11 protein-coding genes are annotated in these 12,077 nt (G+C 70.1%); 10 read left to right on the top strand and 1 reads right to left on the bottom strand.

Annotated features, from left to right (window positions below; all coding sequences use genetic code 11):
* Nucleotides 1-543: proton-conducting transporter membrane subunit (locus tag JWQ91_RS07070; protein WP_297782157.1), on the top strand; the 543-nt coding region annotated here is incomplete at its 5' end.
* Between the two features lie 21 nt (nt 544-564).
* On the top strand, nt 565-1,557 hold the full coding sequence (locus JWQ91_RS07065) for a polyprenyl synthetase family protein (RefSeq protein WP_297782156.1): 993 nt from the start codon (nt 565-567) through the stop codon (nt 1,555-1,557).
* A gap of 108 nt (nt 1,558-1,665) precedes the next feature.
* Here JWQ91_RS07065 and rarD read toward each other — a convergent pair whose 3' ends face one another.
* Nucleotides 1,666-2,574, bottom strand: a complete 909-nt coding sequence (gene rarD / locus JWQ91_RS07060; protein ID WP_297782155.1) for an EamA family transporter RarD — start codon at nt 2,572-2,574, stop codon at nt 1,666-1,668.
* Nucleotides 2,575-2,619: 45 nt separating this feature from the next.
* Here rarD and JWQ91_RS07055 point away from each other — a divergent pair, with 45 nt between their 5' ends.
* From JWQ91_RS07055 to JWQ91_RS07020, 8 genes are all read left to right on the top strand, one after another.
* A complete protein-coding gene (locus JWQ91_RS07055; protein ID WP_297782154.1) occupies nt 2,620-3,207 on the top strand; it encodes a class I SAM-dependent methyltransferase in 588 nt (195 codons plus the stop codon).
* Between the two features lie 70 nt (nt 3,208-3,277).
* Nucleotides 3,278-3,892, top strand: coding sequence for a hypothetical protein (locus JWQ91_RS07050; protein WP_297782153.1), 615 nt, complete (start codon nt 3,278-3,280; stop codon nt 3,890-3,892).
* A gap of 123 nt (nt 3,893-4,015) precedes the next feature.
* Nucleotides 4,016-5,599, top strand: a complete 1,584-nt coding sequence (locus JWQ91_RS07045) for an amino acid permease (protein ID WP_297782152.1) — start codon at nt 4,016-4,018, stop codon at nt 5,597-5,599.
* Nucleotides 5,600-5,621: 22 nt separating this feature from the next.
* Nucleotides 5,622-6,428, top strand: a complete 807-nt coding sequence (locus tag JWQ91_RS07040) for a GntR family transcriptional regulator (RefSeq protein ID WP_297782151.1) — start codon at nt 5,622-5,624, stop codon at nt 6,426-6,428.
* A gap of 57 nt (nt 6,429-6,485) precedes the next feature.
* Nucleotides 6,486-7,388: a phosphotransferase gene (locus JWQ91_RS07035; protein WP_297782150.1), complete on the top strand. Its 903-nt coding sequence runs from the start codon at nt 6,486-6,488 to the stop codon at nt 7,386-7,388.
* Entirely contained in the window at nt 7,385-9,901 is a 2,517-nt protein-coding gene (locus JWQ91_RS07030) for an FAD-dependent oxidoreductase (protein WP_297782149.1), read from the top strand. Before JWQ91_RS07035 ends, JWQ91_RS07030 begins: the two co-directional genes overlap by 4 nt.
* Nucleotides 9,902-9,976: 75 nt before the next feature.
* Nucleotides 9,977-10,705 carry an FCD domain-containing protein gene (locus tag JWQ91_RS07025; RefSeq protein WP_297782148.1) on the top strand — a complete coding sequence of 243 codons (729 nt, stop codon included), beginning with the start codon at nt 9,977-9,979 and terminating at the stop codon, nt 10,703-10,705.
* Between the two features lie 12 nt (nt 10,706-10,717).
* The coding region (locus JWQ91_RS07020; RefSeq protein WP_297782147.1) for a glutamine synthetase family protein at nt 10,718-12,077 on the top strand (1,360 nt) is incomplete at its 3' end.

The raw sequence follows: 12,077 nt of genomic DNA, 5'->3' as shown, positions 1-12,077 counted from the left end.
CTGCTGGTCGGCTTCGTCGGGGCGTACGCCGGCGTCCGTGGCGAGGACCGCATCACGTCGGTGTCGAGCATCCTGTTCTACCTCACGGTCTACGGCATCTCGTCGATCGGCGCGTTCGCGGTCGTGACGCTGGTGCGGGACTCCGGCGGCGAGACGACGCACCTGTCCAAGTGGGCGGGCCTGGGCAAGAAGTCACCCCTGCTCGCCGGCTCGTTCGCGCTGTTCATGCTGTCGTTCGCGGGCATCCCGCTGACGGGTGGCTTCATCGGCAAGTGGACCGTCTTCAGCGCGGCGTACTCCGGCGGCTTCTGGTGGCTCGTGGTCATCGGCGTGCTCGTCAGCGCCCTGGCGGCGTACTTCTACGTGCGGGTCATCGTGCTGATGTTCTTCACCGATCCCATCGGGGACGGCCCGACCGTGGCGGTGCCGAGCCCGCTGACTACCGTGGTCCTCGTGGTGGCCGTGGTCGGCACGATCGGACTCGGTATCATTCCGGGACCGGTGCTGGATCTCGCGCAGCACGCCGGCGCCTTCGTGCGCTGACCCGTTTCAGAGGAGCTCTGCGTGTCCAGTCTGGGTGTCACGTTCACCGACGCCGAGCTGGAGGCACGCGTCCAGACGGGGGTCGCGGAGGTCGAGCGACAGCTCGCCGCCGCCGTCGACAGCCCCGAGCGACTCGTCGCCGAGGCCGCCGCGCACCTGCTCAACGCGGGCGGCAAGCGGTTCCGCCCGCTGCTGGTCATGCTGGCCGCCGAGTTCGGCGACCCCGCGCACGCCGACGTGGCCCGGTCGGCCGTCGTCGTCGAGCTGACCCACCTCGCGACGCTCTACCACGACGACGTGATGGACGAGGCGTCCATGCGCCGGGGTGCGCCGAGCGCCAACAGCCGGTGGGGCAACTCGGTCGCGATCCTGGTGGGGGACTACCTCTTCGCCCAGGCTTCCGACCTGGTGTCGGACCTCGGTACGGAGTCGGTGCGGATCCAGGCGCAGACGTTCTCCCGGCTCGTGCAGGGCCAGATCCGCGAGACGATCGGCCCCGCCGACGACGAGGACGCGCTGGCCCACTACCTGTCGGTCGTCGCGGACAAGACCGGCTCGTTGATCGCGACGGCCGCCCGCTTCGGCGCCAAGATGGCCGGTGCCTCGACCGAGATCGAGGACACGCTGACCGAGTTCGGCGAGCGGATCGGTGCGGCGTTCCAGCTCAGCGACGACATCATCGACATCGCGAGCGAGACGGGCGACTCCGGCAAGACCCCCGGCACCGACCTGCGCGAGGGTGTCCCCACGCTCCCGACGCTGATCGCCCTGCGGTCGACCGACCCGGAGAGCCAGCGGCTGCGCGACCTGCTGTCGCGGCCGCTCGGCGACGACGACGCCCTGGTCGAGGAGACGCTGTCCCTGCTGCGGGTGCACCCCGCGATGGACGAGGCCCGCGCCTACGTCCAGGCCGAGACCGACGCGGCCGGCGTGCTGCTGGCCAAGCTCCCGGAGTCCTCAGCGCGTACCGCGCTCCAGGCCCTCTGCGACACCGTCGCCACCCGCCTCGGTTGATCGACCCGCGACTGGCGCACAACGATCCGCGAGTGGCGCGGAATGAAGAAAATGGGACGGCGTGTCGTGCGTTTCTGCGCCACTCGCGGTCGGGGGTGCGCCACTCGATCAGATCGCGCAGGCCTCGGCAGTCTCGCGCAGGAGCCGGCGACGGCTGGTCATGGCGTCCACGGTGAAGACCACGAGGGCGATCCAGACCAGCACGAAGCCGACCCACCGCGCCGTCGTCATGTCCTCGTGGAAGATCGTCAGCCCGGTGATGAACTGGATGATCGGGCCGAGGTACTGCAGGATCCCGATCGTCGTCAATGACAGGCGGGTCGCCGCGGCACCGAACAGCAGCAGGGGGATCGCGGTGACGACGCCGGTGCCGACCAGCAACGTGACGTTGCCGGGTCCCTCGTGGCCGAACGCCAGCTCGCCGCGGGCCTGCAGGGTCACGAGAAACGCCAGGGCGACGGGGAACAGGATCGCGGTCTCCATGCCGAGGCCCTCGAACGCCCCGAGGTCGGCCTTCTTCTTCAGGAAGCCGTAGGCGGCGAACGAGAACGCGACGAGCAGCGCGACCCACGGCAGCCGGCCGTAGTCGACCGTCAGCACGACGACCGCGATGATGCCGATCGCCACGGCGGCCCACTGCGCGGGGCGGAGCGTCTCCTTCAGCACGAAGACCGCGAGCAGCACCGTCACCAGCGGGTTGATGAAGTAGCCCAATGACGTCTCGATGACGTGGCCGTTGGTCACGCCGTAGATGAATCCGCCCCAGTTGAGCGCGATCGTCACCGACGCCGCCGCGAGGATCAGCATCAGCCGGCGGTCGCGGGCGATCGCGAGGAACGTGCGCCACTTGCCCATCGCGGTGATCGCGACCAGCACGAAGACCATCGACCAGACGAACCGGTGCGCGAGGATCTCGAGCGAGCCGGCCGGCTCGAGGAGCGGCCAGTAGAGGGGGAAGAATCCCCAGCACAGATAGGCGGCGACTCCGAAGGTCACACCGCGCCTGGAGTCGTTCACGAGCCGAGAGTACGCCTGCCCGAACGCGTGGGAGACGATGGTCGCATGACTGACCGACCGCGCTGGTTCACCGAGACCAAGGACGGCCACTCGCAGTGGTACGTCGACCGCTTCCGGACCATGGCGGCCGAGGGGGTCGACCTGGCCGGGGAGGCGCGTCTGGTCGATGCCGTGACGGCCCCGGGCTCCCGCGTCCTCGATGCGGGTTGCGGCCCTGGCAGGGTCGGTGCCGAGCTGCACGCCCGCGGCCACACCGTCGTCGGGGTCGACGCCGATCCGGTCCTGGTCGCCGCGGCCGAGGAGGACCACCCGGGCCCGCGCTGGCTCGTCGCCGACCTGGCGACCCTCGACCTGGACGAGGAGCCGTTCGACGTCGCCGTCGTGGCGGGCAACGTCATGGTGTTCGTCGCGCCGGGCACCGAGCGGGCGGTCCTGACCTCGCTGCGCTCGGCGGTCCGGCCCGGTGGGCGGGTCATCCTCGGCTTCGCCACGGATCGCGACCTGGCCCTCGACTCGTTCGACGCCGATGTCGCCGCGGCCGGGCTCGTGCTCGAGCAGCGCTTCGCGACGTGGGACCTGGAGCCGTGGCACGACGACGCCGACTTCGCCGTGACGTTCCTGCGCGTCCCCTAGAGCCGACACCGAGGACCATCGGCGGTGCTTTGGTCGGGCCCCTCCCGGTCGGCAGTGCCATGATGTCGGGATGACGGACAACGACTCGGCGGCCCGCAATCCCGAGCACGAGGACGACGCGCTCGACCGCAGGATCGCCGACCAGCCCGACATCGGGGCGGCCGGCTGGGTCAAGCGGATCGTGCTGCTGATCGTGCTGATCGGCGTGGCGTACATCGGCTTCCGGATCTCGGCGGCGTTCTTCCCGCGCTGGTGGGGCCACCGGGTCGGCGACCAGGTCGATGGCAAGCTGAGCCGCGGAACGCTGCTGGGGATCTTCTACGGATTCGTGTTCACCGCTGTCCCGCTCCTGCTGCTGCTCCAGATCCGCCGCGGATTCTTCAGCTGGACCTGGCGGGGAATCGTCGCGATCGTTGCCCTGGTCCTCGCCGCACCGAACTGGTTGACGCTGGCCGTCGTCGCCGGCAACAGCAAGGCTGCCCATGCCGGGGAGCGCACGTTCGACGTGGAGGCACCCGGCTTCCGCGCCGGCACGCTCGGGGGAGCGATCGCTGGAGCCGTCCTGGTGCTGCTGATCACGGGCCTCAGCATGCGGCTCAAGGGCCGTCGCCACGAGGTCAAACGGCTGCGTGCGGAGCGTGACGCGCTGAAGCGTGAGCGACAGCCGGGCGACGAATCCAACTGACTGTCGGCGGCATCGCACCGATTTCCGTCGTGTGAAGATCGTAGGCCGATTGCACAAAAGGTCTAGATGCAAACCTTCGCGCGGGGTTAGCATGCACCAACTTCACTGAAAGTTGGTTCCCTCATGGCAGATCAACTCAATGCGGACGAGAAGCGGCTCGCGGAGCTCGGCTACAAGCAGGACCTCGACCGGTCATGGTCGGGATTCTCCAACTTCGCGATCTCGTTCTCGATCATCTCGATCCTGGCCGGCTGCTTCACCAACTTCGGTGCGGGCTGGAACAACGGCGGCCCGATCTCGATCTCGTGGTCGTGGCCGATCCTCAGCATCTTCATCCTCATCATCGGGTTCACGATGTCCGAGCTCGTGTCGGCGTACCCCACGTCGGGCGGCATCTACTGGTGGGCCTCCAAGCTCGGCGGACCGGCCGCGGGCTTCTTCACCGGCTGGCTCAACCTGATCGGCCTGATCGCCGTGACGGCGGGCGTCTCGTACGGCTGCGCGACGTTCATCGACCTGACGATCAGCACGTACTCCGACTCGTACGCGGATGACTACTCGCTGAAGCGCGTGTTCGTGATCTTCCTGGTCGTCCTGGTGCTGGCGTCGGTGCTCAACATCTTCAGCAGCCACCTGATGGCGGTCATGAACAACGTCTCGGTGTGGTGGCACGTCGTCGGCGCCACCGCGATCGTCCTGATCCTGATCCTGGTTCCCGACCAGCACCAGTCGTTCAACTACGTGTTCACCGAGCGGTTCAACAACTCCGGGTTCTCCGATGGCAGCACGAGCAACTTCATGTTCTTCTTCGCGATCATCCCGTTCGGCTTCCTGCTGACGCAGTACACCATCACGGGGTTCGACGCCTGCGCCCACCTCTCCGAGGAGACGTCCAGCGCGTCGACCGCGGCGGCCAAGGGCATCTGGCGCTCGATCTTCTACTCCGCGCTCGGCGGCTACATCCTGCTGCTCGCCGTGGTCTTCGCGGTGCCCGACAAGGAGGGTGTCGCGGACAACGCGGGCGTGGGCGGTGGTGGTGTGGCGTTCATCTTCGTCGAGTCGCTGGGCACCAACTGGGCGACGTTCGTCCTGTTCATCTCCGCCTCGGCGCAGTTCTACTGCGCGACGTCGTGCCTCACCTCGGCATCGCGCATGGCCTTCGCCTTCAGCCGTGACGGGGCGGTGCCCGGATCGCGGCTCTGGTCGTCGCTCTCGGCCAAGCGGGTGCCGGCGAACGCCGTCATGGGCGTCGCGGTCGCCGCCGCGCTCGTGACGCTGCCGGCCCTCATCGAGGTCAACGTCGGGACGGAGGCCGAGCCGCTGATCATCCCGGTCGCGTTCTACGCCGTCACGTCGATCGCGGTCATCGGCCTGTACGCCTCCTTCGCGATCCCGATCTGGCTGCGCTGGCGCAGGGGCGACGCCTTCGAGGTCGGCCAGTGGAACAACGGCGCGAAGTACAAGTGGATGAACCTGCTCGCGGTGGCCGAGATCGTCATCGTCTCGATCTACCTGATGATGCCGTTCGTGCCCGGCGCGGTGCCGTTCAGCGACGACTTCAGCTGGAAGTTCGTCAACTACGCCCCCCTCGTCACGATCGGTGCCGTGCTGCTTCTGGCCATCTGGTGGAACGTCTCGGCCAAGAAGTGGTTCAACGGCCCGATCTCCAACATCGACCCCGCCGTCGCCGAGCTGCTCGACGACTGAGGGCGACCGGTACGGTCGACGCGTGCGAAGTCTGGCAGTCGACGACGAGGCGTTGGGCGACAAGCCCGATCTCTCGGCGTCGACCGCCGACCCGTCCCACGCCCGGATCACGACCTGGCTGATGGGACGGATCAGCGGCGGGTGGGTGCTGACCGGCGACAAGCTGCCGCCCGAGGCCGAGCTCGCCGAGGCGCTCGGCGTCAGCCGGATGACGCTGCGCCAGGCGCTCGGGTCGCTCGAGGGGCAGGGCTGGATCGCACGCAAGCGCGGCCGGTCCGGCGGCAGCTTCGTCCGCGAGCCGCGGGTGCCCGTGGACCTCACCGGGCTGCCGGGGTTCACCGAGCAGATGCGGCGCGCCAACGTACGCGCCGGGGCGCGCGTCGTCCGGACCGGAGTCGTGGACCCGACGCCCGAGGTCTCCGCCGGGCTCGAGCTCGTCCGCGGTCAGCGGGTCATCGAGATCGTGCGGGTGCGGTCCGCGCGCCGCGAGCCGCTGGCGCTCGAGGAGACGTACCTGCCCGAGCACCTGTTCCCGGGGCTGCTCGACCGCAACCTCAACGCCTCGTTGTACGCCCTCATGCGGGATCACTACGCCCTGTCGCCGCAGTCCGCGCAGGAGTGGCTCGAGCCGGAGATCGCGTCCGTCGAGCAGGCGACGTTGCTGGGCGTGGAGCCGGGATCGGCGCTGATGCTCGTGACCCGTCGCGCCCGGGCGGCGAACGGGATCGCGGTCGAGTTCGCCCACGACCGCTACCGCTCCGACCGCACCCGCATCACGCTGCAGACCGGCCTCGGCACCGACACGAGGATCGCCGCCGAGCCCCGCTGACGCGACAGCCGGGGATGTGTCTAGACCTTTGACGGGCGGCGCGGCTAGGATCTCGCCATGACGGACCTCGACGGGCTGTTCGACCAGGTGCCGGCCCTGGCCGGGCGGCCGCGCACGGTCGAGGAGCTGTCCGGTGGGCTGACGAACCAGAACCTCAAGGTCACGACCCCCTACGGGGTGTGCGTCGTCCGGCTCGCCCGCAGCGACGGCGCCCTGCTCGGGATCGACCGGGACGCCGAGTCGTACAACACCCGTGCCGCCGAGGCGTCGGGCGCCGGCGCGCCGTTCGTGGACTACCGGCCCGACCTCGGGCTCCTGGTCATCGGCTTCGTCGGCGGCCGGAGCCTCGTCAACGCCGACCTCCGGGTCCCCGGGACGCTGCCACGGGTCGCCACCGCGATGCGCGCCCTGCACGGGGGCCCGCGGTTCCGCGGGGACTTCGACATGTTCGTCCGCCAGCCGACGTACCTGCACGCGTGCGTCAGCCACGGCTTCGCGATCCCCGCGGACTACGTGTCGTACAGCGCGGAGTTCCTGCGCATCCAGGGCGCGCTGGCGGCGCACCGGCTGCCGACCGTGCCGTGCAACAACGACCTCCTCGCCGGCAACATCGTCGACGACGGCGACCGGATCTGGCTGATCGACTACGACTACTCCGGCAACAACGACCCGTGCTTCGAGCTCGGCAACTCGTGGACCGAGTGCGAGCTCGACGAGGACCACCTGGTCGAGCTCGTGACGGCGTACGTCGGCCACGAGGACCCGCGGATGGTGGCGCGCGCCAGGCTGCAGGCGACGGTGTCCCGTTACGGCTGGTCGCTGTGGGGATTCATCCAGGCCGCGACCAGCCAGGACGACTTCGACTTCGCCGGCTGGGGGCAGGAGCGCTACGACAAGGCCGTCGAGGACTTCCGCTCGCCGGACTTCGCGGCCCGGCTCGAGGCGGTGGCCGCGGCATGAGCCTGCCGGACCGCGCCCGGATCGTCATCATCGGTGGCGGGGTCGTCGGCGCCAGCGTCGCCTACCACCTGGCCCGGAGCGGCGAGTCCGATGTGCTCCTGCTCGAGCAGGGCGAGCTGTCGTGCGGCACGACGTGGCACGCCGCCGGGCTGGTCGGTCAGCTCCGTGCGACGCAGAGCGGCACGTCCCTGGTGCAGTACTCCGCGGCCCTCTACGAGCAGCTCGAGGACGAGGTCGGGCTGAGCGCGGGGTTCAGGCGCTGCGGCGGGGTCACGGTCGCCCGCACCGAGGACCGCATGGAGCAGCTGCGCCGGACCGTCGCGACCGCGGTGGCGTACGACCTGGAGTGCGAGCTGCTGACGCCCGAGCAGGTGGGGGAGCGCTATCCGCTGCTCGAGACCAAGGATCTCGTCGGCGGCATCTGGCTGCCCGGCGACGGGACCGCCAACCCGACCGACCTGACGCAGGCCCTCGCCCGCGGGGCGCGGCAGCGCGGCGCCACCGTCGCCGAGCACGTCCGGGTCACGGAGGTCCTCGTCGCGGACGGTGCCGTGACGGGTGTGCGCACGGACGCCGGCGACGTCGAGGCCGAGATCGTCGTCAACTGCGCGGGCCAGTGGGCGCACCAGATCGCCGCCCGGATCGGGGTCGCGGTGCCGCTGCACTCCGCCGAGCACTTCTACGTCGTGACCGACCAGATCGAGGGCGTTCGCCCGGACCTGCCGATCCTGCGCGACCCGGACGGCTACACGTACGTCAAGGAGGAGGTCGGCGGGCTCGTCGTCGGCGGCTTCGAGCCCGAGGCCAAGCCGTGGGTGTCGCCGGACGCGATCCCCCACCCGTTCGAGTTCCAGCTGCTCGGCGAGGACTGGGACCACTTCCAGGTCCTGATGGACTCCGCGATCCAGCGGATCCCGGCGCTGCAGGACGCCGGGATCCGGAAGTTCTACAACGGCCCGGAGAGCTTCACGCCGGACAACCAGTTCATCCTCGGGGAGGCGCCCACCGTGCGGGGCTTCTTCGTCGGGGCCGGCTTCAACTCGGTCGGCATCGCCTCGGCCGGCGGGGCGGGCCGGGCGCTCGCCGAGTGGATCCTGGAGGGTGAGCCGACGGTCGACCTGCTGGCGGTCGACATCCGCCGGTTCGGCCCGTTCCAGAACGACCTGACGTACCTCCGCGACCGGGTCACCGAGGTGCTCGGCCTGCACTACGCCGTGCCGTGGCCCAACCGGGAGTACGACACCGCGCGGCCGCTACGGACCTCGCCGGTCCACGAGCGGCTCGTCGACGCCAACGCGGGCCTCGGCAGCAAGATGGGCTGGGAGCGGGCCAACTTCTTCGCCCCGGCCGGGCAGGACCCGTCGATCGAGTACGCGTGGGGCAAGCAGAACTGGCTGCCGTGGTCGGTCGCCGAGCAGGTCGCGTGCCGCGAGGGGGTCGCGGTGTTCGACCAGACCTCGTTCTCCAAGTACGCCGTGCACGGTCCCGGCGCCGCGGCGGCCCTCCAATGGATCTGCAGCAACGACGTCGCGGGCGAGGTCGACCGCGCGGTCTACACCGCGATCCTCGACCGCCGCGGCGGCTACGAGTCGGACCTGACCGTCACCCGGGTCGCGGAGGACGAGTTCTTCCTCGTCGCGAGCTCGGCGACGACCGAGCGCGACCAGGACTGGATCCGGCGGCACGTCCCGGAGGGGCTCGACGTCACGGTGCTCGACCTCACCGCCCGGCTCGCGGTCCTCGGCCTGATGGGTCCGCGGTCGCGGGAGCTGATGACCCGGCTCGGTGACGTCGACGTCAGCGAGGAGGGCTGGGGGTTCGGGACGAGCCGGGAGGTCGAGCTCGCGGGCGTCCGGGTCCGGGCCACCCGCATCACGTACGTCGGGGAGCTCGGCTGGGAGCTGTACGTCCGCAACCGCGACGCCCTCGCGCTCTACGACGCGATCAAGCTGCTGGGCCAGGACCTGGGCATCGTCGACGCCGGCTACTACGCGATCGAGTCGATGCGGCTCGAGAAGGGCTACCGGGCGTACGGTCGCGAGCTGACGCCCGAGGTCGACCCGGTCGAGGCCGGGCTGAGCTTCACCTGCAAGCTCGGGACCGACATCGACTTCCTGGGTCGCGAGGCGGTCGAGAAGGCGAAGGCCGCCGGGCCGTCGCGGCGGCTGGTGTCGTTCGCGGTCGACGACCCGGACGTCATGGTGTGGGGCGGCGAGCTGCTGGTCCGCGACGGCGAGCCCGCGGGCCAGGTGATGTCCGCCGCGTGGGGGGCGACGCTCGGCACGGGCGTCGGGCTGGCCTGGGTCCAGCCCCCCGCCGGCGAGGTGGCCACCCCGGCGTATGTCCGGGAGGGCCGCTACCAGCTCGACGTCGGCGGTCGGCGGGTCCCGGCGCGAGTGTCGCTGCGCCCGCTGCTGGACCCGGACGGCGAGCGCCTCCGCCCGGCGACCGGGACGGTGGATCCGCCACCTGATCCGGAGGGCGGCGGTGGATCCGCCACCTCATCCGGCTGAATGAGGTGGCAGGGAGACCTTCGCAGGGGCGGGTCCGACGGGATAAGGTTCGAAAACAGACCAAAAGGAGGGTCGATGACCGACACCGTCGCGGAGCCGGACGTCCTGGTGGACGCCGTGCTGCGGCCGGTCCGCGGTCATCACGCCTTCGAGTCCTGCGTCGAGCGGCTCGCGACCTCGATCCGCCTCGGCATCTACGCCACCGGCAGCACCCTGCCGCCCGAGCGGGAGCTGGCCGAGCGCTTCGGCGTCTCACGGGCGACGTTGCGCGACGCGATCGCCGCCCTGCGGGAGGCCGGGCTCGTCACGACCCGACGCGGTCGGGGCGGCGGCACCGTCGTCGACTTCACCCCGCGCGAGCCCGGCTCCTCCCCGGTGCTGGACCGGCCCCGGGAGCAGCTGCTCGACGCGCTGGACTTCCGCCGGATCGTGGAGCCCGGGGCCGCGCAGGCCGCCGCCGGGACGCGGCTGACCGAGACGCAGGCGACCCACCTGCGTACCGCCCTGGACCGGGTCGACGCGGCCTCCAGCAAGGCACTGCACCGCCAGGCCGACTCGATGCTCCACCTCCTGATCGCGTCGCTGTCGGGCTCGCCGATGCTGATCGACGCCGTCACCGACGTGCAGATCTGCCTGCACGACATGCTCGACGCCATCCCGGTGCTCGACCGCAACATCGATCACTCCCACCGCCAGCACGAGGCGATCGTCCAGGCGATCCTCGCCGGCGACGGGGCCAAGGCGAGACGCACGATGGAGAGCCACTGCGATGACACGGCCGCCCTGCTCCGGGGCCTGATGTGAAGGGACGATGACATGAGCGGGCGGAATCCACGGCTCCTGAGCCTCGAGCAGCTGCGCGTCCAGATCGGTGAGGGGCACATCGACACCGTCGTCGTCGCGTTCACCGACATGCAGGGGCGCCTGCAGGGCAAACGGCTGCACGCGCACTACTTCCTCGACGTCGTCGTGGACCACGGCACGGAGGGCTGCAACTACCTGCTGAGCGTCGACGTCGACATGAACACCGTCGACGGCTACGCCATGAGCTCGTGGGACACGGGCTACGGCGACATGGAGTTCGCCCTCGACTACGACACGATCCGGGTGCTGGACCACCTGCCCAAGACCGTCATGATCCAGTGCGACCTGGTGTGGCTCGACCACGCGCCCGTCGTCCAGTCGCCGCGCACGATCCTCAAGGCGCAGGTCGCCAAGGCCGCCGAGGCCGGCTACGTCGCGCTGGCCGGCACGGAGCTGGAGTTCATCGTGTTCGACACGACGTACGAGCAGGCGTGGCGCGACGGCTACCGCGACCTGACGCCGGCCAACCAGTACAACGTCGACTACTCGATCGTCGGCACGACCCGGGTCGAGCCGCTGCTGCGCGACATCCGCAACACGATGTACGCCGCGGGGATGAACGTCGAGGGCGCCAAGGGCGAGTGCAACTTCGGGCAGCACGAGATCGGCTTCCTGTTCGACGACGTCGTCGCGACGGCCGACAACCACGCGGTCTACAAGACCGCCGCCAAGGAGATCGCCTCCCAGCACGGTCAGGCCATCACGTTCATGGCGAAGTTCAACGAGCGCGAGGGCAGCTCGTGCCACATCCACCTGTCGCTGCGCGGCGCCGACGGGAGGCTGGTGTTCTGGGAGGACGGCAAGAGGTCCGTGGTCTACGACCAGTTCATCGCCGGGGTCCTGGCCACGATGCGCGACTTCACGCTGCTGTACGCCCCCAACATCAACTCCTACAAGCGGTTCGCCGACGCCTCGTTCGCGCCGACGACGGTCGCGTGGGGGCTGGACAACCGCACCTGCGCCGTACGTCTGGTGGGCCACGACAGCTCGGCCCGGCTCGAGAACAGGGTGCCCGGCGGGGACACCAATCCGTACCTCGCCCTGGCCGCGATGCTCGGCGGCGGGCTGTACGGCATCGAGCACCAGCTGGAGCTCGAGCCGGAGCAGACCGGCAATGCGTACACCTCCGGGAAGCCCAAGGTCCCGAGGACGCTGCGCGAGGCGCGTGAGGCGTTCGCGGAATCCTCGATCGCCCGCGCCGTCCTCGGCGAGGAGGTCGTCGCCCACTACACCAATATGGCCGATGTCGAGCTCAAGGCGTTCGACGCGGCCGTGACCGACTGGGAGCTGCGCCGCGGCTTCGAGAGAATGT

The sequence above is a fragment of the Aeromicrobium sp. genome (assembly GCF_025965075.1).
Taxonomy (GTDB): Bacteria; Actinomycetota; Actinomycetes; order Propionibacteriales; family Nocardioidaceae; genus Aeromicrobium.
Note: the sequence above shows the minus strand (reverse complement) of the source record. Positions and strands in the feature narration are given on the sequence as shown.